General features: G+C 64.0%; 21 protein-coding genes. 10 read left to right on the forward strand and 11 right to left on the reverse strand.

Going from position 1 to position 20,266, the window contains the following annotated elements; genetic code table 11:
• The first annotated feature begins 56 nt into the window (after window positions 1-56).
• Entirely contained in the window at window positions 57-578 is a 522-nt protein-coding gene (gene ssb, locus CQ050_RS05255; protein ID WP_105555751.1) for a single-stranded DNA-binding protein, read from the forward strand.
• A 79-nt stretch (window positions 579-657) separates the two neighbouring features.
• Here ssb and trpA read toward each other — a convergent pair whose 3' ends face one another.
• Together trpA and trpB are read right to left on the reverse strand one after the other, a co-directional pair.
• The gene (trpA, locus tag CQ050_RS05260; protein ID WP_105555752.1) at window positions 658-1,449 is read right to left on the reverse strand and encodes a tryptophan synthase subunit alpha; all 792 of its coding nucleotides are present in this window, start codon (window positions 1,447-1,449) and stop codon (window positions 658-660) included.
• Window positions 1,446-2,654, reverse strand: a complete 1,209-nt coding sequence (trpB, locus tag CQ050_RS05265; RefSeq protein ID WP_105555753.1) for a tryptophan synthase subunit beta — start codon at window positions 2,652-2,654, stop codon at window positions 1,446-1,448. The genes trpA and trpB overlap by 4 nt, the downstream gene beginning before the upstream one ends.
• Before the next feature lie 105 nt (window positions 2,655-2,759).
• On the opposite strand from trpB, the gene CQ050_RS05270 reads away from it, so the two are divergent.
• Window positions 2,760-3,635 (forward strand): LysR substrate-binding domain-containing protein, encoded by an 876-nt coding sequence (locus CQ050_RS05270; RefSeq protein WP_233213794.1) that lies wholly within the window; start codon window positions 2,760-2,762, stop codon window positions 3,633-3,635.
• Here the strand turns inward: CQ050_RS05270 and CQ050_RS05275 are convergent.
• Entirely contained in the window at window positions 3,632-4,534 is a 903-nt protein-coding gene (locus CQ050_RS05275; RefSeq protein WP_105555755.1) for a LysR family transcriptional regulator, read from the reverse strand. The genes CQ050_RS05270 and CQ050_RS05275 overlap by 4 nt on opposite strands.
• 107 nt (window positions 4,535-4,641) lie before the next feature.
• Between CQ050_RS05275 and CQ050_RS05280 the strand changes: the two genes are divergently transcribed.
• From CQ050_RS05280 to CQ050_RS05300, 5 genes are all read left to right on the forward strand, one after another.
• On the forward strand, window positions 4,642-5,808 hold the full coding sequence (locus CQ050_RS05280; RefSeq protein WP_105555756.1) for a mandelate racemase/muconate lactonizing enzyme family protein: 1,167 nt from the start codon (window positions 4,642-4,644) through the stop codon (window positions 5,806-5,808).
• A 40-nt stretch (window positions 5,809-5,848) separates the two neighbouring features.
• Window positions 5,849-6,577 (forward strand): bifunctional 2-polyprenyl-6-hydroxyphenol methylase/3-demethylubiquinol 3-O-methyltransferase UbiG, encoded by a 729-nt coding sequence (locus CQ050_RS05285; RefSeq protein ID WP_105555757.1) that lies wholly within the window; start codon window positions 5,849-5,851, stop codon window positions 6,575-6,577.
• A gap of 222 nt (window positions 6,578-6,799) precedes the next feature.
• Window positions 6,800-7,108, forward strand: coding sequence for a DUF4148 domain-containing protein (locus CQ050_RS05290; protein ID WP_105555758.1), 309 nt, complete (start codon window positions 6,800-6,802; stop codon window positions 7,106-7,108).
• Between the two features lie 99 nt (window positions 7,109-7,207).
• On the forward strand, window positions 7,208-7,516 hold the full coding sequence (locus CQ050_RS05295) for a DUF4148 domain-containing protein (protein WP_105555759.1): 309 nt from the start codon (window positions 7,208-7,210) through the stop codon (window positions 7,514-7,516).
• A gap of 129 nt (window positions 7,517-7,645) precedes the next feature.
• On the forward strand, window positions 7,646-8,248 hold the full coding sequence (locus CQ050_RS05300) for a TetR/AcrR family transcriptional regulator (RefSeq protein WP_105555760.1): 603 nt from the start codon (window positions 7,646-7,648) through the stop codon (window positions 8,246-8,248).
• An 86-nt stretch (window positions 8,249-8,334) separates the two neighbouring features.
• Here CQ050_RS05300 and CQ050_RS05305 read toward each other — a convergent pair whose 3' ends face one another.
• The 3 genes from CQ050_RS05305 to CQ050_RS05315 form a co-directional block, all read right to left on the reverse strand.
• Complete coding sequence (locus CQ050_RS05305; protein ID WP_105555761.1) at window positions 8,335-9,192, reverse strand: cysteine hydrolase; 858 nt, start codon at window positions 9,190-9,192, stop codon at window positions 8,335-8,337.
• 250 nt (window positions 9,193-9,442) lie between these two features.
• Complete coding sequence (locus CQ050_RS05310) at window positions 9,443-10,060, reverse strand: TetR/AcrR family transcriptional regulator (protein WP_105555762.1); 618 nt, start codon at window positions 10,058-10,060, stop codon at window positions 9,443-9,445.
• A 153-nt stretch (window positions 10,061-10,213) separates the two neighbouring features.
• Window positions 10,214-12,385 (reverse strand): malate synthase G, encoded by a 2,172-nt coding sequence (locus tag CQ050_RS05315; protein ID WP_105555763.1) that lies wholly within the window; start codon window positions 12,383-12,385, stop codon window positions 10,214-10,216.
• A 240-nt stretch (window positions 12,386-12,625) separates the two neighbouring features.
• Here CQ050_RS05315 and glcC point away from each other — a divergent pair, with 240 nt between their 5' ends.
• Window positions 12,626-13,390 carry a transcriptional regulator GlcC gene (gene glcC / locus CQ050_RS05320; protein ID WP_105555764.1) on the forward strand — a complete coding sequence of 255 codons (765 nt, stop codon included), beginning with the start codon at window positions 12,626-12,628 and terminating at the stop codon, window positions 13,388-13,390.
• Between the two features lie 28 nt (window positions 13,391-13,418).
• Here glcC and CQ050_RS05325 read toward each other — a convergent pair whose 3' ends face one another.
• From CQ050_RS05325 to CQ050_RS05345, 5 genes are all read right to left on the reverse strand, one after another.
• Window positions 13,419-14,537, reverse strand: coding sequence for a saccharopine dehydrogenase family protein (locus CQ050_RS05325; protein ID WP_105555765.1), 1,119 nt, complete (start codon window positions 14,535-14,537; stop codon window positions 13,419-13,421).
• 203 nt (window positions 14,538-14,740) lie between these two features.
• A complete protein-coding gene (locus CQ050_RS05330) occupies window positions 14,741-15,133 on the reverse strand; it encodes a DUF4148 domain-containing protein (protein WP_105555766.1) in 393 nt (130 codons plus the stop codon).
• A gap of 312 nt (window positions 15,134-15,445) precedes the next feature.
• Window positions 15,446-15,850 carry a DUF1090 domain-containing protein gene (locus CQ050_RS05335; RefSeq protein ID WP_105555767.1) on the reverse strand — a complete coding sequence of 135 codons (405 nt, stop codon included), beginning with the start codon at window positions 15,848-15,850 and terminating at the stop codon, window positions 15,446-15,448.
• A gap of 98 nt (window positions 15,851-15,948) precedes the next feature.
• Window positions 15,949-16,875, reverse strand: coding sequence for a 4-hydroxybenzoate octaprenyltransferase (gene ubiA, locus CQ050_RS05340; RefSeq protein WP_105555974.1), 927 nt, complete (start codon window positions 16,873-16,875; stop codon window positions 15,949-15,951).
• A gap of 216 nt (window positions 16,876-17,091) precedes the next feature.
• The gene (locus CQ050_RS05345) at window positions 17,092-18,288 is read right to left on the reverse strand and encodes a PLP-dependent aminotransferase family protein (protein ID WP_105555768.1); all 1,197 of its coding nucleotides are present in this window, start codon (window positions 18,286-18,288) and stop codon (window positions 17,092-17,094) included.
• Between the two features lie 158 nt (window positions 18,289-18,446).
• On the opposite strand from CQ050_RS05345, the gene CQ050_RS05350 reads away from it, so the two are divergent.
• Complete coding sequence (locus tag CQ050_RS05350) at window positions 18,447-18,932, forward strand: GAF domain-containing protein (protein ID WP_105555769.1); 486 nt, start codon at window positions 18,447-18,449, stop codon at window positions 18,930-18,932.
• Window positions 18,933-19,274: 342 nt separating this feature from the next.
• Entirely contained in the window at window positions 19,275-20,168 is an 894-nt protein-coding gene (dapA, locus tag CQ050_RS05355) for a 4-hydroxy-tetrahydrodipicolinate synthase (protein WP_105555770.1), read from the forward strand.
• The last annotated feature ends 98 nt before the right edge of the window (window positions 20,169-20,266 follow it).

A 20,266-nucleotide genomic window follows, 5' to 3' on the forward strand; every position in this document is an offset into this window, starting at 1 on the left:
CGGCGCGCTTGCGGCAACGCACAGGCGCAGGCTGTCAACAACAGAGGGACAACGGCATGGCATCGGTTAACAAAGTCATTCTCGTGGGCAATCTGGGGCGCGACCCGGAAGTCCGCTACAGCCCCGACGGGGCGGCAATCTGCAACATGTCGATTGCCACCACTTCGTCCTGGAAGGACAAGGCCAGCGGCGAAAAGCGCGAAGAAACCGAATGGCACCGCGTCGTCATGTACAACCGCCTGGCTGAAATCGCCGGCGAGTATCTGAAGAAGGGCCGCTCGGTCTACATCGAGGGCCGCCTGAAGACGCGCAAGTGGCAAGACAAGGACACCGGCGCTGACCGCTACAGCACCGAAGTGGTGGCTGACCAGATGCAAATGCTGGGCGGCCGCGAAGACGGCGGCGGCGGTGGCGCAAGCTTCGGCGGTGGCGGCGGCTACGACGACGCACCGTCGCGTCCGCAGCAGCAACGCGCTCCGGCGCAACGCCCGGCGCCCCAACAGCGCCCGGCTCCCGCAGCGGCTCCGGCCAACAGCGGCGCCAACCTGGCAGATATGGACGACGATATTCCGTTCTAAGCGGCTAGCGTTTTTACGGGAAAAGCCTGCCTTCATCGAAGGCGGGCTTTTTTTTGACTGCCGCCTGGCGGACCGTCGTTCAGGCCGCCGCCCGAAGCCCCCCGGACAATGTCCGCACTTCGTCCAGCGCCGCTTCGATCCCGCCCGTTGCCAACACGTCCACCAGCCGCGTGCCGACGGCGACCAGGTTGGCATGGCGGCTGACGGCGCGCGCCTGCTCGGCGGACCGCACGCCGAACCCGGCGGCGATCGGTAATTGCGTCCTGGCTCTTACCCGCTGCAGGGACTCGGCGATCACGTCGTCGGACGGCAACGCGCTGCCCGTGGTCCCCGCCAGCATGACGTGGTAGACGAAACCGCTTGCCCCGTGCAACACGGCGTCCAGTCTGGCGGCGGGCGTCGTCGGGGCCGTCATCCGGATGACGTCGATGCCGTGGGCTTGCGCCAGTCCGCCGATTTCGGCGCCATGGTCCGGCGACAAGTCCACGATGATCAGCCCATCGACGCCGGCCTGGCCCGCTTCGGCCATGAAGCTTGCAACGCCGAACCGCAGCAGCGGATTCAGGTACCCCATGAGCACGACCGGGGTTTGCTGGTCCTGCTGCCGGAATGCGCGAACCAGATCGAAAGTCCGCCGCATCGTGTGGCCGGCGCGAATCGCGCGGTCATTGGCCAATTGCAGGACGGGGCCGTCCGCCACCGGATCGCTGAATGGCATGCCGAGTTCAATCACGTCGGCGCCGGCTGCCGGCAGGCGATTCAAGAGGCGCAGGCATTCCTCATAGGAGGGGTCGCCCGCCGTGAAGTAGGCGGCCAGCCCCGCTCTGCCGGCGGCTCGCAGCGCGGCGAGCTTCTGTTCAAGACGGCTCATATCGATGCTCCAGCAAATTGCAGGACGGTGTTCAGGTCCTTGTCTCCGCGGCCGCTCAGGCACACCACGAGGGTCTTGTCCGCGTCCAGGCTCGGGGCAAGCTTTCGGGCATAAGCCAAGGCATGCGCGCTCTCCAATGCAGGGATGATTCCTTGCTTTTGTGTCAGCCACCGATAGGCGTCGACCGCTTCGTCATCGGTGACCGAGACATAGTTCACCCGGCCGGTGTCATGCAGCAGGGCATGTTCCGGCCCGACACCCGGATAGTCCAGGCCGGCCGAAATCGAATGTGCGTTGGTGATCTGGCCGTCTTGATCCTGCAGGAAGTAGCTGCAACAGCCGTGCAGCACGCCCATTCGGCCAGCGCTGATGCTGGCTGCGTGATGCGCGGTGGCGACGCCGTGTCCGGCGGCCTCGACGCCGTGCAATTGGACCTGTGCGTCATTCAGAAACGGATAGAACAGGCCGATCGCGTTCGAGCCGCCGCCCACGCAGGCGATCATCGCATCCGGTAAGCGACCGGTTTTTTCCAGGATCTGCGCGCGGGTTTCTTCGCCGATGACCTTCTGGAATTCTCGAACGATCCAGGGGTACGGATGCGGTCCGGCGCCGGTTCCCAGCAGGTAGTAAGTGTCGTCCGGATGGGCGATCCAATCGCGGATAGCGGCGTTCATCGCGTCCTTCAGTGTCGCGCCGCCGTCCGGCACGGCCCGCACTTCCGCGCCCAGCATCTTCATGCGGGCGACGTTGCTGGCTTGGCGCTCGACGTCGACGGCGCCCATGAAGATCACGCATGTGAGGCCGTACAACGCGCAGACCGTGGCCGTTGCCACCCCGTGTTGGCCGGCGCCGGTTTCCGCGATGATCCGCGTCTTTCCCATTCGCCTGGCCAGCAAGATCTGGCCCAGGCAGTTGTTGATCTTGTGAGCGCCGGTGTGGTTCAGGTCCTCCCGTTTCAGGAAGATGCGGGCGCCGCCAAGCGATTCGGTGATCGCGCGCGCATAGAGAAGGGGGCTGGGACGGCCGACGTAGTCGGCCAGCATCGACCGGTATTCCGTCCAGAACGCGTCGTCGTTCCGAATGTCGCGATAGGTTTGCTCCAGCTCATCAAGCGCGGGGATCAGGGTCTCGGGCATGTACCGGCCACCGTACTGGCCAAATTGCCCCAGGGTGTCGGGAGAAGCGGGGTGAGAAGCAAGAGACATAGCTGTACTCCGTTGAACACGTTACAGCTATGGTATCGACGGAATTTCTTCCAATAAATCATAGATTTCTTGCCTGCAGTTATTAGATTTTCTAATATTGTTCCCATGCGTACACTTCCCTCCATGAATGCGCTGCGTGTCTTTGACAGCGCCGCCCGGCACCTGAATCTGTCGTTAGCCGCTGAGGAGCTACGCGTGTCGCACAGCGCGGTCAGCCAGCAGATACGGCAACTGGAAACCTGGTTGGGCGGCAAGCTGTTTGAACGGCATTCGGGGGGCGTGCGGCTGACCGCCGCGGGCCACGATCTGCTGCGGGCGTCCCTGCCGGCTTTCGACATGCTGGAACAACGATGCGTCGCGCTGCGCGCCCGGACTGCGTCGGCCGACATCGTCGTCGGCGCACCCGCCAGTTTGTTGTCCAACTGGATCATTCCGCGGCTGGAGCATTTCGAACGCGCACATCCGCAGATTCAGGTCAGGCTGCAAACGGCAACCGACATCGCATTGTTGGAGCGTCGCGTCGTTGACGTATTGATCGTCGCCCAGGACCATGCCTTGGCAGGAATCGACGCCATGCGGATGTTCCCCGAGGCGATAGGGCCCGTTTGCATGCCCGACGTCGCCCAACGGGTCGCCACGCCGGCCGACGTGCTGGGCCTGCCGCTGCTGCAGACCTCTTCCCGGCCCGAGGCCTGGGAACAGTGGGCCCGGTCCTGCGGATTGGCGCCCGCCCAGGTTCGGCCGAAACGCCAGTTCGATCAACTGAGTCACATGCTCGACGCAGCGGCGGTGGGCCTGGGCGTGGCGATCGCGCCGGAAATGCTGGTGCAGGGCGATCTGCGAGCAGGAAGGCTGGTCGCGCCGCTGGGGTTCAAGGAAACGGGAGGCTGGTTCAGCCTGTATTTCCGCGCGGACGCCGGCGCGGCGGTAGGCGACTTGAGCCAGTGGCTGAAAACCGCAGCGGGGTCGGCCGCGATCTAGCCGCTCGACTTCTGGAACCGTTCGGCCAGGAAGTCGATGAACGCGCGAGCCCTTGCCGTCTGGTGCCGACGCTGGGGGTAATACACGAAGAGATCCGCCGAAGGCAGCAGGAAATCAGGCAGCACCACCTGCAGCCGGCCGCTTTCCAGGTACTTCGCCAAGTCCCATTCCGAACGAATCAGGATCCCGTGGCCGTCCAGCGCCCAGCCCAGCACGATGTCGCCGTCATTGCTGGATAGCGCGCCTTGCACCTTCACGACCTCTGTCTGCCTGGCGCGGGTGAAGCGCCAGGCGCCGTGGGCCTCGTCATTCTGCGTATGAAGAATGCAGCGGTGCCGCGCCAGATCCGCCAGCGTAGCGGGCGTGCCGAAGCGCTCAAGGTAGCGGGGCGATGCGCACAGGAAGCGGCGGTTGGTCATGATGCGCCGCGCGCTTAGGCGTTTATCGGGTAATTCGCCAAAGCGGATGGCCAGGTCGAAACCGCTTTCGACCAGGTCGACGGGCCGGTCGGTGACTTCCAGCAGGACTTCGACGTCGGGGTATCGCTTGGCGAAGCTGGACACGAGCGGCGCGATGGTGGTCCGGCCGAAGCCCAACGTGGCGTTCACACGCAGCAGGCCGCGTGGCGTGGCTCCGCTGCTGGAGACCGCATCTTCCATGTCGCGCAAATCCGCCAGGATCTTCACGGCGTGGGACAGATAGGTCTCGCCTTCGCTGGTCAGGCTGATGCTGCGTGTCGTGCGGTTGACCAGCCGGACGCCCAAGCGACGTTCCATCAGCGCCAACCGCTTGGTGGCGGCCGGCGGCGTCAGGTCCAGCTCGCGGGCGGCGGCCGACAGGCTGCCCAGCCGAGCAACCCGCACAAAGAATTCCAGTTCGGAGGCGATGTCGCTTTTCACTCAAAGTGAATAATCAAATGAATAGAGGTGAATCTTAGTGCCGGCCGGCACGACTACGCTAGCGGTTCCCCTGTCAAAGCGCCGCTGTCGCACCCCGGAGACACATCATGAGAATCGTCGAGATCCGCGAGCAGACCCTGCCCATCAGTTCGCCCATCCGTAACGCCTATATCGACTTCAGCAAGATGACGCTGAGCCTGGTCGCCGTGATCACGGACGTGATCCGGGACGGCAAGCCGGTTGTCGGCTACGGCTTCAACTCGAATGGCCGCTACGGCCAGGGCAAGCTGATGCGGGAACGCTTCATTCCCCGCATCATGGAAGCGGCGGCGGAGTCGCTGCTGGACGCCACGGGCAATAACCTGGACCCCCACAAGATCTGGGACGCCATGTTCACGAACGAGAAGCCGGGCGGTCATGGCGAACGGTCCGTCGCAATCGGCACGATCGATATGGCGGTATGGGACGCCGTAGCCAAGATCGAGGGCAAGCCTTTGTTCCAGCTGCTGGCGGAGCGTTACGGCAATGGCAGCGCCGATCGCCGCGTGTTCGTCTACGCCGCGGGCGGCTACTACTACCCCGGCCAGGACCACGGCAAGTTGAAAGACGAAATGCGCAGCTATATCGATCGTGGCTATACGGTCGTGAAGAAGAAGATCGGGGGCGCGTCGCTGGACGAGGACCTGCGCCGCATCGATTCGATCCTGAGCGTGCTGCAAGACGGCCAGAAGCTGGCGGTGGACGCGAACGGACGCTTCGGCCTGGACACCGCCATCGCGTATTCCAAGGCCTTGTCGCAGTACGACCTGTTCTGGTTCGAAGAAGCGGGCGATCCGCTGGACTTCGAACTGCAGGCCACGCTGCGCAACTACTACGACAAGCCGATGGCGACTGGCGAAAACCTGTTTTCGATGCAGGATGCCCGCAACTTGATCCGCTACGGCGGCATGCGCCCGGACCGCGATTGGCTGCAATTCGATTGCGCGCTGAGCTACGGGCTGGTGGAGTATCTGCGCACGCTGGACATGCTGAAGCAGCATGGCTGGTCGGCCAGCCGCTGCATCCCGCATGGCGGGCACCAGATGTCGCTGAACATCGCGGCGGGGCTGGGCCTGGGGGGCAACGAGAGTTATCCGGACCTGTTCCAGCCCTTTGGCGGATTTCCGGACGGCGTGAACGTCGACAATGGTTATCTGACCATGCCCGACCTGCCCGGCATTGGCTTCGAAGGCAAGGCGGACCTGTACGCAGTCATGCAGACGCTATCCGCCTGAACGGGCGGTAAGGGACAATGGCTCCAGAAAGGAGCCGTCCATGACCCAGAACATCTACGACACCCCTGAATTTTTCGACCGCTACAGCCAGATGGCGCGTTCGGTGCACGGCCTGGACGGCGCGCCCGAATGGCCAGCGCTGCGCGCGTTGATGCCGGACCTGCGTGGCCGCCGGATCCTGGACCTGGGTTGCGGCTTCGGCTGGTTCTGCCGGTGGGCCGAGCAGCAAGGGGCGGCCGAGGTGCTGGGGCTGGATGTCTCCCAAAACATGCTGGCGCGAGCGCGGGCGACCACGCAGTCCGACCGGATTCGCTATCAGCGCGCCGATCTTGAAATGCTGCAATTAGCGCCGGGTGGCTACGATCTGGCCTATAGCTCGCTAACACTGCACTACATCGAGCATCTGGCCGACTTGTTCGCGACGGTGTACGGTGCGCTGTCCCCGGGGGGACGTTTCGTGTTTTCGGCGGAGCATCCGATCTATACCGCTCCGGCAAGGCCCGGCTTCGTGCGGGATGCTGCGGGACACCGGATCTGGCCGTTGAATCAGTATGCGCAGCAAGGGCCGCGCACCACGGATTGGCTGGCGAAGGGCGTGATCAAGCAGCATCGGACCTTGGGCGCTTATCTGAATCTGTTGATCCAGACGGGGTTCACGATCACACATGTTGAGGAATGGGCGCCATCGGCCGAGCAACTCGCGGCGCAGCCAGCGCTGGCCGAAGAGCAGGACCGGCCGATGATGGTGCTGGTGTCCGCCGGGCGCTAGAGACCTGGCGGAACGGCATCAAGAAATATATTGTTTCACAATACCCGCTTGCGCTATCTATCTAGTAGTAGGTAAGATTCATCCATCGACACAGCAAACCAACCCCCGCTGTGATCGGAACCAGAAATACAGTAGCACCGCTTTTTTATTTCCCTAGTTATCTACCTATAAGTAGATAGTTTAAATCGAAACCGCATCGAACCCGTTATCTGGAGATCAACCATGAAGACCCTCGTATCCGCCCTGATCCTGTCCGCTTCCTTCATCGGCGCCGCGCAAGCCGGCGAGCTGGACTATCCGCCCGCCTTGAACACCGAAAGCACGGTGACCCGCGCCCAAGTGCAGCAAGAGTTGGCCGCCGCCCGCGCCAATGGCGAATTGGTGTCCGGTGAAGAAGGCTACGCCGCGACCACATTCGTCGCCGTCGGCAACGACAAGACCCGTGCCCAAGTGAAGCAGGAACTGGCCGCTGCCCGCGCCCAAGGCCTGACCGAAAGCGGCGAACTGGACTACCCGCCCGTTCAAGGCTGAGTGTTTGAAGTCTTATTTTTGAAGCCGTATCTATCTAGTCATAGATAGCTTTAGTGCCCAAACCCCTGATGCAGCATTGATCCTTACTGGAGATAAACCATGAAGACCCTCGTATCCGCCCTGATTCTGTCCGCTTCCTTCATTGGCGCCGCGCAAGCTGGCGAACTGGACTATCCGCCCGCCCTGAACACCGAAAGCACGGTGACCCGCGCCCAAGTGCAGCAAGAACTCGCCGCCGCTCGCGCCAACGGTGAACTGGTGTCCGGCGAAGAAGGCTACGCCGCTACTGCGTTTGCCGCCGTCGGCAACGACAAGACCCGTGCGCAAGTGAAGCAGGAACTGGCCGCTGCCCGCGCCCAGGGCCTGACCGAAAGCGGTGAACTGGACTACCCGCCCGTGCAAGGCTAAGCAGGATGTCGGCACATGCGGACCCCGGGGGGCGGGATGTTTCCCGGCCGGGGTCCGCACGGGCGTTTTGGACCGCGCTTAGGGCGGCCCCCGATGACGAACCGACCTATTAGTAGGTAATATTCAGCTATGGACACTCCGACCCCCAACACCACCCGAGACCTGCTGCTGGCGCACGCCGAGAAGCTGATCCGCACGCGCGGATGCAATGGTTTCAGCTACCGCGACCTGGCGGAGCATGTGGGCGTGAAGACGTCCAGCATCCACTATTACTTTCCAGGCAAGGACGACTTGCTCTACGAAGCGGTCGAGGCCTACAGCACTCGCGCGCTGGGCGCCGTGCGCGCCATCGATACCACGCAGCCCGCACAAGCGCAGCTGGAACAATATCTTTCCATGATGGAATCGCGCGCCTGCGGCGCCGGTGAACTTTGCCTGGGCGGCATGCTGGCCGCCGACGTCATGAGTTTGTCCGAACGCGTGCGCGGCGCATTGCAGGGGTTCTTCCGTGCGCATGAGGCATGGCTGGCCCGGGTGCTGGCCGAAGGCGCGGCGCAGGGCACATTGAAATTTTCGGGCACCGCCGACGCGGCCGGCCGGGCGGTGTTCGCCACGGTGCAGGGCTGCCTGCTGGTGGCGCGCCTGTTTCAGCAGCCGCCCGCTTTGTGCGAGGCCATCAGCGCGTTGTACGTGGAATGCGACAAGACCGGAAAGGCCGCATCGGCCACATAGCAAAAGCGATTCCGCGCCGCTCAATACACGGCCGCCATGCGTAAGCAGGCGGCCGTTGTCGCGTTTGGCGTCCGCGCCGTGCGGACTCAGGCTTGCAAGGCGCGCGCCATGTCCACGCTGGTGCGTTCCTGCACGCCCAGGTCGCGCATGCGCTGCAGAAAGACGGATTGCGCATCGGCGAATCCGGCGACGGGGCTCATGCAGTCGGTCAACAGCACCACGCGCGACAGGTTGCCGCCGGGCAGGTGTTCGGCCAAGTGCTCCGTCGTGGCTTTCACGCAATGGCTGCCCGCTTCGCCGGCGATCAGGATGAGTTCGGCGCGATCCAGCGAGTCGACCAGGCTGCGGTTGAGCTGGCTACGCGGGTCGTCGGGATCCGGCACTTCGGCCATCAGTGCGCTGTAGTGCTCGGTCCAGGGGTTGGCGCCCTTGGGCACTTTGCGCACGATGAACTGGCCGGCGTCTTCCCACCGGCTGTAGGCCGCGCGCACGTCGGCGTGCACGTTGTGGCCCCAGGTGCCGATTTCGCAATGCACGGGCCACACCATCAGGGTGTAGCGGCCGCGCGCTTCCAGTTCTTCCAGATACAAGCGGGTGCGCGGCAGGTCGTCGGCATGCCGGGGCTGGAAATCGCCTGCGTGCAATTGCGCGGCGGTAATCGGCGTGAAAGGCGCGACAGGCTCGCCGTCGCCGGTGCGCCAGAACGTGGGGTGGGCGATGTCCAGCCGATGGTGCGAGTCCAGCGTCACGGTGATGGACGTCAGCGCGGGCGCGGTGGCATCGATGAAACGCGCCAGCCGTTGCATGTCGGCGTGTGCGCCGGCCACCGGCAATGCGGGTCGCATGGTGTCCCCGGTCAGTGGATCCGTGGGCAGGTAGGCCTCGGGCAAATCGCAGAAATCATTCTGCGGATCAATGATCAAGAGATGGATTGAACGCGGCATGACGGGATTCGGTAGGGATATCCCGGAATATAGACCGGGATGCGCGGTATCCACTAGAACAGCACCAGATGTTCGGCGCAGTCGGGCAATTGCCGAAGCAACGCGCGCCATTGTCGCCATAGCTGCGCCACCAGGCCGGCGGCGATGACTGCGATCAGAATCCACATGGTGGGCTCCTTGCCAAGATATTCGCACGTCCGTGCGAAAATGGTGAAAAGAAACGCCGGCACGAGCCGGCGCGGAAAGGGGGTTATTCCAGGTAAGTGAAACTGCGGTAGGTTGAAATCAGCCGGTCATAGGCGGCGCGCACGCGGGTGGGCGCTTTCGGATCGCGCAGGAAACGCGCGTCGTGCATCAGGCCGATCATCAAACTGTAGATTTCAAAGACCAGTTGTTCCGGGTCGGTGTCCGGCCGCAAATGGCCCGCGTCCAACGCCTGCGTCACCGTGCGCACCATGGCCGCGCGCCAGCGCCGCAAATTGCTTTCCAGCACCGTGCGCAGTGGCGACTCCACGTCGTCGTATTCGAAGGCCCCGGCCACGTAGATGCAGCCGGTCAGCATTTCGACATTGCTGGCGCGTTCCACCCACAGCGAGACCAGCGCGTTCATGCGGGGCAGGCCCCGGGGATAGGCCATGGCAGGTGTGAAGACGGCGGCTACGAAGCGGCGGTCGTATTCGTCCAGTACCGCCTGCTGCAGGGCCTCCAGCGACCCCACGCGCGAGAACACCCCGCTTTTGCTGATGCCCAGATGCCGGGCGACCTGGCCAAGCGACAGGCTTTCGATGCCTTGGGCGGCGGCCATGTCCACGGCTGCGTCCACAATGGCCGCGAAGGTCAGCTCGCTTTTTTCGGTTTTGGCAGTCATGCGGGCAAATTTAGCACGACTGTGCGAAAAATTCGGTTTTATTTGTTGAGGGCCGGCCGGTATGAGGGCAGAAGGTGACGGCCAAGTCGCCGGTGTCCAATAAAAAGGACCGCCACAGGGCGGTCCGGTTGGATCACGCAGCGGGCAGTGTGATCAGGCGGCGTTCTTGAATTGCAGGCGGTACTTGTGCAGTAGCGGCTCGGTGTAGCCGTTGGGCTGCGCCAGCCCTTCGAACACCAGCGCGCACGCCGCCTGGAACGCCAGCGACGTCTCGAAGTGGCCGGCCATGGGCTGATAAGCCGCATCGCCGGCATTCTGGCCATCAACCACCTTCGCCATGCGCTTGAACGTCTCCATGACCTGGTCCTGGTTGGTCACGCCGTGACGCAGCCAATTGGCGATGTGCTGGCTGGAAATGCGCAGCGTGGCGCGGTCTTCCATCAGGCCCACGTTGTGGATGTCCGGCACCTTCGAGCAGCCCACGCCCTGGTCGACCCAGCGCACCACATAGCCCAGGATGCCCTGGACGTTGTTCTCCAGTTCCTGTTGGATGTCGGCGGCGGACCACTTGGAGGGGTCGCCGACCGGCACGGTCAGCAGCCCGCCCAGCAGATCGTCGCGCACGTCGTCCAGCTTGGTGCGTTCAAGTTCTTTCTGGACGGCCTGCACGTCGATCTGGTGGTAGTGCAGCGCGTGCAGCGTGGCGGCGGTGGGCGACGGCACCCAGGCGGTGTTGGCGCCGGCCTTGGGGTGCGCGATTTTTTGTTCCAGCATGGCGGCCATCAGGTCGGGCATGGCCCACATGCCCTTGCCGATCTGGGCGCGGCCGCGCAGGCCCGTATCCAGGCCGACCAGCACGTTGTTGCGCTCGTAGGCGGTAATCCAGGCGGTGGACTTCATGTCGCCCTTGCGCAGCATCGGGCCGGCTTCCATGCTGGAGTGCATTTCGTCGCCGGTGCGGTCCAAGAAGCCCGTGTTGATGAAGGCCACGCGCGATGCGGCGGCGCCGATGCACGCCTTCAGGTTGATGCTGGTACGGCGTTCTTCGTCCATGATGCCCATCTTCAAGGTGTTGCGCGGCACCTTGATGAGGTCTTCGACGCGGTCGAAGAGTTCGCTGGCGAACGCGGCTTCAACGGGGCCGTGCATCTTGGGCTTCACGATGTAGACGGAGCCGGTACGCGAATTCAGCTTGGCGCTGCGGTCTTGCAGCGCGGCCAGGCTGGTGACCACGGCGTCCAGGATGCCTTCGGGGATTTCAAGGCCGTCGCGGTCCAGAATGGCCGGGTTGGTCATCAGATGGCCCACGTTGCGCACGAACATCAGCGAACGGCCCTGCAGGGTCAGCGACGACCCGTCGGGGCGCGTGTATTCGCGGTCGGCGTTGAGCTTGCGGGTGAACGTCTTGCCGCCTTTGGTGACGGCTTCGGTCAGGTCGCCCTTCATCAGTCCCAGCCAATTGCGGTAGATGTGGACTTTGTCGTCCGCATCGACGGCGGCGACCGAGTCTTCGCAGTCCATGATGGTGGTCAACGCCGCTTCGACCAGCACGTCCTTGACGCCAGCGGCGTCGGTGGCGCCGATGGCGTTGGCGCGATCGATCTGGATTTCGAAGTGCAACCCGTTGTTCTTCAGCAGGATGGCGACGGGGGCGGACGCGTCGCCCTGGTAGCCGGCGAACTGCGAGCCGAACTTCAGGCCGGTGGCGCCGTTGGCCAGCGCCACGCGCAACTGGCCGCCTTCGACCGTGTAGCCGCGGGCGTCGGCATGCGACCCCTGGGCCAACGGGGCGGCGGTGTCCAGGAAGGCGCGGGCACGCGCGATGACGGCGGCGCCGCGTTCGGGGTTGTAACCCTTGCCGGTATCGCCCGGCGTGGGCGGAATGGCGTCGGTGCCGTAGAGCGCGTCATACAGGCTGCCCCAACGCGCATTGGCGGCGTTCAGCGCATAGCGCGGATTCGACATCGGCACGACCAATTGCGGGCCGGCCTGTTGCGAGATCTCGGTGTCGACGTTGTCGGTCGTGGCTTGCACGCTGGCGGGCTGCGGCAGCAGATAGCCAATGCCTTCGAGGAACTTGCGGTAGGCGGCGGGGTCGGTGATGGGCCCGGGATTGGCGCGATGCCAGGCGTCGAGTTCGGCTTGCAGGCGGTCGCGTTCAGCCAGCAGCGCGCGGTTCTTGGGGGCCAGGTCGTGCACCAGGGCCGCAAAGCCCTGCCAGAAGCCGTCGGCATCCAGGCCGGTGCCGGGCAGGGCCTCCTGTTCGATGAACTGATTGAGATTGGCCGCCACTTGCAGGCCGTGATGCTGGATGCGTTGAGTCATGCGGATCTCTAGCGATAAGAAGGGCTGGCCGACGCGGGGCGCCGGGCGAATCTGTCCTGACATCATCGTTCGCACCTGCCGTAATGTCTATATCAAAACCAGCTGGTCATACCAGTTTATTTTTCCCTCTCCAGACAAACCTATTATTTTTATGGTTTTATATCAGCAACTTACAGTGATGCGATCGCGCGGCTCAAATCGTCAATAAGCCTTGGTCATACCACTGGTCCCGGAGATTGCATGTACGCGGAAATAGAAGAGAAACCCCGCCAGGTGGCGGACGAGGTGGCCGAACGGATCGAACGCCTGATCCTGGACGGCGTGCTCAAGGCGGGCCAGGCTTTGCCGTCCGAGCGGCGCTTGACGGAAAAGCTCGGCGTGTCGCGCACGGCGCTGCGCGAAGGGCTCAAACTGTTGCGGGCGCGGGAGATCATCCATACCGCGCAGGGCAAGGGGTCGTTCGTCGCGCAAATTTCGAAAGTGGATGCCGGGCCGCTGATGCACTTGTTCAACTCGCAGCCGCGCACGCTCTACGACCTGCTGGAAGTGCGTTCTTTGCTGGAGGCCGAATCGGCCCGGCTGGCGGCCATCCGCGGCACGGAGGCCGACTTCATCATGATCCGCCGCCGCTATGACGAGATGGTCGGCGCGCAAGGCACCGCCACCGATACCGCCACGCATGCCCATCTGGATCACGCGTTTCACCTGGCCATCTGCGAGGCCTCGCACAATCCCGTGCTGGTGCATACGCTGCAATCGCTGACCGACCTGCTGTTGGGGTCCGTATTCGCGTGCGTGAACAATCTTTACCACCGCGAACCCGAGAAGCGCCAGATTGACCGGCAGCACACCCGCTTGTTCAACGCCGTGACGGGCCGGCAACCCGAACTGGCGCGCAAGGCCGCCGCCGACCATGTGGACAGCGTGCGTCAAAGCCTGGCCGAGATCGAACAGGAAGAACAGCGCCTGGTTCGCGCGACGCTGCGTCTGGAAGGCTGGACGTAGCGTCGCGCGGCGGCGAATGCGCCGGCGCTTAGCGGTCGGCGGTGGCGCAGCCGGCCAATGCCAGCGGCTTGCCCGCGTAGATGCGGCCGAAGCGGTTGTTCAGCAGCGTGTCCAGGTCGATCGTCTCCTGGCCCACGAAGCCCTGCTGCGGCAGCGCCCCTTGCGCCACCAGATCCAGCGCGGCGCAGATGCCCGCCGCCGTGGACAGCTGGATGGCGCTCAGGCGGTGCCCGTCCACATCCGTGCCGAACACGCGGATCGGATACGACTCTTCTTCCAGGCGGCCATGGCGATAGCCGGATGCCGAGGCCTGGATCACGATCACGTCCTGTTCAGTGGTGGGAATCGCCGATTCGAAAATGTCTTTCAGCAGATCGCGGCGGTCGCGCAGGCGCAGATCATTGAGCAGCAGCTTCATGATGTTGCAGTGGCCGGGATAGCGCACCGACTTGTAGTCCACGTTGCGTGCGCGCCCCAGCAGCGTGGCGGGCAGGGTGCCCAGGCCGCCGGAGGTGTTGAAGGCTTCGTATTCCACGCCGTCCAGCGCGAACGTCTCATAGCCCTCCAGCGCGGGCACGCTGGTCATTTGCCCGTCCACGATGGCCTCGCACGGATTGCAGTATTCGTTGATCAGCCCTTCGGTGCTCCACGTGAGGTTGTAACGCAGGCTGTTGGAGGGATAGCGGGGCAGGGCGCCGACGCGCATGCGCAAATCCAGCAAGGTATCGAAGCGACGCGCCAGCGCGTTGCCGACGATGCCGATAAAGCCGGGAGCCAGGCCGCATTGCGGCATCAGCACGCTGCGTGCGTTTTCAGCCAGCGCCTGAATGGCGTGGGTGCTGGCGACGTCTTCAGTCAGGTCGAAGTAATGCACGCCTGCCCGCGCGCACAAACCGGCCACGGCGGTGGCACGATGGAACGGCAGCGCGTTGACGACCGCATAGGCGCCTTCGATGCAGCGCGCCACCGAGGCATCGTCGCTGATCTGGCGCGTCTCGCAACCCAGTTCGGCCAGCAGGGCCAGGCGGGCGGGATCCTGATCGGCAACCATTACGGAATAGTCGCCGCTGCGCTCGAGCATCAACGCGATGGCGAAACCGATTTTTCCGGCGCCCAGCAGAACGATGGGACGGTTGGGGGTGGACATGGTGCAACTCCTGCGTAGAGGGGGATGGGTTGGCCTCATCCTATGCGGGAGTGCTGTCGATTTGTAGATCCGAAAGTGTCGTAACGGCTTAATTTAACGTCGTTATGACTTAAAACTACGTCGAAATGGCAAAAACAAAGCCCCTCGGCTTGTGGCCGAAGGGCTTTCGATGTGCGATCACAGGGCCTTTTCAGGCCGGGCGATCAGCTGCCCATGGGCGGGTAGTCCATGTTGCCGAAGGTGACCAGGCCTTCTGCCTTGGCTTGGGCCAGTTGCGATTGCACTTGAGCGCGGGTCAGCGACGTGGCGGTTTCAGCGGCGGCGGTGGGCGGGTAGTCCAGATTGCCGAAGGTGACTTCGCCGGCGGTCTTGGCCTGGGCCAGTTCAGCTTGCACTTGTTGCGAGGTCAGGCTGGACGTCTGGGCGATGGCGGCGGGGTAGCCTTCTTCACCGAACGTGTATTGGCCCGAAACCTTGGCTTGTTGCAGTTCGGCTTGAACCTGGGCGCGCGTCGGGCCTTGGTCGGCTTCAGCGGCTTGAGCGCCGGCAGCCAGGACGGACATGGACAGCATCAATGCGGTAGCAAGGGTTTTCATAGCAGACCTCCGGTGTCTTGTGAGCTTGGGATCCGAACCTCTGGCCTCATTGCTGGGGGTTCGCTTGCTGTGTCCCGATGAGATGCATTCTGGGCTTAAACAACCCTGGGATAAACCCTTATTACCTGAAAACATCTTTCCAAAATCTGTACTAATCGATTTTGATTCTTCCAAATGACACCATAGGTGGCGATATTTCCATTTGATGACGCAATAGATGGTGGTCCGGAGGGCAGCCGGCAGGCATAAAAAACGCAGCCCCGGGGACGGGCCCGGGGCTGCGTTGGGGGGAATAGGGTTGCCGGTTCTGGCTTAGCGGTTCAATTCGACCAGGGCGGCGTTGTATTCGGACTGGGCTTCTTCCAGTTTGCGCTGGGCCTTGTCGATTTTGTCCTGCTTGCCCTTGGCGCGCGCTTCTTTCAGGTCCTGCTCGCGTTCGGACACCTTGGACTGCTTTTCGCGCACGTCGGCTTCGCGCTGCGATTGCAGGCGGCTGTCGGTGCAATGGGCTTTGGCTTCAGCCAGCGCCTTGCGCAGGCCGGCTTCGCGACGGGTGTTGTTCTGCGCCTGGGCGGCCGAGATGTCGTTTTCAATCTCGCAGAACTTGGCCGCGCAGCCGCGTTGCGCCGAGCAGTCGGTGGCCGCTTGCGCCGGCAATACACCGAACAGGGCGCATGCGGCGGCGGCGGCGGTCAGGGATTTGATCAAAGCAGACATGCGTTGTCTCCGTAAGCGTGGCGGGGACACCATGATCGCGCGATCGCGCGTCGTCGGCAATGCGCCGGGTCAATCGCTGCCGCCGCCGGTGTGCGCGGTCAGCGGATAAGCGTGCCGGCCAGCGCAGCGGCCACCAGCAGGGCGCCCAGCCACAAGTTGGCGCGGAACAGCATGAAATTGCGGTCAGGGCGCTGGATGTCGAATACCTTCAATTGCCACGCCAGATGCACCGCAACGGCGGCGATGCCGGCCTGATACGCCCACGACAGGCCCATGGCGTGTCCCCCCCAGGCCCACAGCACCACGGTGGCCGCGTAGAAGCCGCCGATCCACAGCTTGCCCTGGTCGCCAAAGCGCATGGCGGTGGAGTGCAGCCCCAGGCTGCGGTCATCGCGCACGTCGACATAGGCGTAGATGCTGTCGTAACCCACCTGCCAGAGCACCGCGCCCAGCCACATGGCGATGGCGGCCAGCGGCACGACGTTCTGCGTGTCGGACCAGGCCATCAGCATGCCCCAGTTGAAGCAGATGCCGAGCACCACTTGCGGCCAGTACGTGACGCGCTTGCACAGCGGGTAGATGAAGACGAAGGGCAGCACGGCCAAGGCCAGCCAGCGACTCATTTCGTTCAGGAAGAACAGCAGGGAGCCGCACACCAGCAACTGGCCAACCAAGAACCACACGGCGTTCTTCATCGACAACTGCCCACTGGTCAGCGGGCGGAAGCGCGTGCGTTCGACGTGCTTGTCGAAGTTGCGGTCGCACATGTCGTTGACGGTGCAGCCAATGCCGCGCATCAGCAGGGCGCCCAGCGAGAAGACGATCAGCCGTTGCAAGCCGGGAAGGCCGCCGGCGGATTGGACCAGCGCGGCGATGGCCGGCAGCAGGGTCAGCCAGGTGCCGATGGGCCGGTCCAGGCGGCACAGGCGGGCGTAGGGCCGCCACGATTTAGGCAGCCAGCGTTCGACCCAGTCGGTGAAGACGATGTCGCTGAGGTCGACGGGAGGTTGTTGCGGGGCGCTCACTGTCACGGTCGGAAAATGGTCGGGAAAGCCGACAGCATAAAACAACGGCCGGACATTCAGTCCGGCCGCCCGGATATTCCGTCGTGCCAGGCGCCCCTACGAGGCACCTCCCTCATAGGCCGCCATTGCAGCCCAAGCGGGGCCGCACGGATCCGGCTCTGCCGGTCCGTCGAGGCGCCCCCTGGGGGGAGGCGCCGCAGGCGCTTCGGGGGGGGCTTACTCCTCTTTTAGCAGTTTGCCCAGGATGGCGATGCCGGTGCGGATCTTGTCTTCCGGCACGGTGGCGAAGCTCAGGCGCAGCGTGTTCGGCTTGCCCGCGCCGCTGTAGAACGGCGCGCCGGGCACGAAGGCCACGTTTTGCGCGATAGCCTTTTCCAGCAGCTTGGTGCTGTCCATGTGTTCAGGCAACGTCAGCCAGATGAACATGCCGCCTTCCGGCTGGGTCCAGGTGACGGTGGACGGGAATTCGCGCTTGATGGCGTCCAGCATGCAGCTGCCCTGGGCGCGATAGATTTCGCGCACGTTGGGAAGGTGCTCGTCCAGGAAGCCATCCTTGACGATTTCATACACGGCCATCTGCGTCAGCGTGGGCGTGTGCAGGTCGGTGGCTTGCTTGGCCTGCACCAGCTTGTTGATCAGCGGACGGGCGCCGGCGATATAGCCCAGGCGCAGGCCTGGGGCCAGCACCTTCGAGAACGTGCCCAGGCGCACGACGTTGGCGCCGTATTCGGCGGCCAGTGCCACCAGGCCCGGCTGCGGCTCGCCAGCGTAGCGCAGTTCGCCGTAGGGGTCGTCTTCGATGATGGTCAGGTTCAGTTCGGCGGCGCGCTTGACCAGCGCGATGCGGCGTTCCAGGTTCAGCGTGCGGCCCGTGGGGTTCTGGAAGTTGGGCAGCGCGTACAGGAAGCGCGCGCCGTCGGCCAGTTCAGGGGTGATGGCTTCCGGGACCAGGCCGCCTTCGTCGGTGGGCACCGGCACGAACTTGGGCTGATACAGGCTGAACGATTGCAGCGCGCCCAGATAGCTGGGGTCTTCGACCAGGACCTTGCTGTCCTTGTCGATCAACACCTTGCCCAGCAGGTCCAGCGCTTGCTGCGAACCCGAGACGATCAGGATCTGGTCGGCGGCGACATTGGCGCCGGCGCGGTTCAGGTCGTCGGCAACCCATTGGCGCAGCGGCGCGTAGCCTTCGGTGGGGCCGTATTGCAGGGCCGCGCGGCCGTTGGTGGCCAGTACCTTGTCGAATGCAGCACGTACCACTTCTACCGGGAAGCCACCGGGCGCCGGCAGGCCGCCAGCGAACGAAATGACTTCGGGGCGCTCGGTGACCTTGAGGATTTCGCGGATGGCGGAGCTGGTAAGTTGCTGAGCGCGTTCCGAGAAGGAAAACGCAGGTTCGAAAGGCTTGTCCATGGATTGCTTCTTGAAGAAGAAGGGTAAAGGGAGAGGCTTGTGAAGGGGACTGCGACAAAAAACTATTGTCCCATACGGTAGCAGCCCGGCCCCTTTAACGCGCGGAACCCCTAAAATCACCTGCATCGATAACCGCCTGTACAGTTACATTTGACGCCATGTTCGAAGCCGCCCCGATCGTTGCCGACTCCAAATCCGCCCTGTACGCCGAATTGGCGGGCCAGGCCCGCGCCCTGCTGGAAGGCGAACCCGACCGCATCGCCAACGCCGCCAACCTGAGCGCGTTGGCCTACCAGGCCTTGCCCGACCTGAATTGGGCGGGCTTCTATTTCTTCGATGGCACCGAGCTTGTGCTGGGACCTTTCCAGGGCAAGCCGGCTTGCGTGCGGATTCCGCTGAACCGCGGCGTATGTGGCGCGGCGGCCAGCCAACGCCAGACGCAGCTGGTGCCGGATGTCCATGCGTTTCCCGGCCATATCGCCTGCGACGCCGCATCCCGCTCCGAGATCGTCGTGCCGCTGGTGCATCAGGGCACGCTGATCGGCGTGTGGGACGTGGATAGCCCCGTGCCGGACCGTTTCGACGAAGACGACCGCCAGGGCATGGAAGCGTTGTGCGCCGTGTTTCTGGCCAGTCTGGGCTGAACGGCGCGGCACGCATTCGAACGTTGCGTTTGCCGCCGTTGACACGCTGGCAGGCGCCCGGTAGATTTCTGCATCCGTCGCTTATCGCGCGTTCCAAATATTCATGATTCATCAGGCCTGCCAATCTGCTTCCTGTCTCCGCGCCCTGGGCGTGGTGCTGGCTGCCGTCGGCCTGAAATCCAAAAAACAGCCGCTCATCTGACCGGAGCATGCTGTTCCGTCAGATGGGCGACGGAACAGCGGCCTCCTGGCGGCGCTTTGGCGCCTCTGCGCACCCCCTGATATCCCGAGCACTTCTGTACGGCCAACCTCACGGTCTGCTTACATCGAAGGAGTGTTCTCATGCCATCTCAATCTTCTCTTTTCCAGGGCGTCTGGGTGCCGCTGGTGACGCCGTTTTCCGGGGGCGCCGTGGACGGGGGCGCCTTGCGCCGGCTGGTCCGCCATTACGCCGCGGCGGGCGTGGACGGGCTGGTCGTGTGCGGCAGCACCGGGGAAGCCGCGTCGCTGGACGACGCCGAGCAATTGGCCGTGCTGGACGCCGTGCTGACCGAGGCCGGCCGCCTGCCTGTCGTCATGGGCCTGGCCGGCAACCATCAGGGCCACGTGCTGCAGCGCCTGTCGGCGTTCGGCACCCGGCCGCTAGCGGGCATCCTGGCGCCCGCGCCGTATTACGTGCGGGCCGGGCAGGAAGGCGCCGCGGCGTACTTCCGTTGTCTGGCCGATGCGTCGCGCTTTCCCCTGGTGCTCTACGACATTCCCTACCGGACGGGCACGACGCTGGACACGGAGACCCTGCTGTCGTTGGCGGCGCACCCGAACATCGCCGCCATCAAGGACTGCGGCGGCTCGCTTGCGAAGACGCTGGCGCTGATCGCCGATGGCCAGATGAACGTGCTGGCGGGTGAAGACCTGCAATCGCTGTCGACCCTTTGCCTGGGTGGCACGGGCATGATCGCGGCGGCGGCGCATATCCGGCCTGATCTGTTCGTGGCCATGTACCAGGCCGTGCGCGCGCAACAGCTGGACCTGGCTCGCCGGCTGTTCCAGGCCCTTGTGCCCGTGATCCAGCTGGCGTTCGAGGAGCCCAACCCGGGGCCGTTGAAGGCGCAACTGGGGCGCCAGGGGCTGCTGAGCGAGGAATTGCGCCTGCCGATGCCGGCGGCGAGTGCGGCGCTGGCGGTGCGCATGGATGCGGCCGTTGCAGGCTTGAACCGCCAGTATCCCTGCCAGTAGCCGGAAGTTAGACCGTTCCCCACGCCCCGTCCGCCAGCTTTGTGGTGCCCGGATTCATTTTGTAATAAATGCCTTACCGGGAAGCTGACGGATTGCTT

The sequence above is a fragment of the Achromobacter sp. MYb9 genome, assembly GCF_002975275.1.
Lineage (GTDB): Bacteria > Pseudomonadota > Gammaproteobacteria > Burkholderiales > Burkholderiaceae_B > Achromobacter.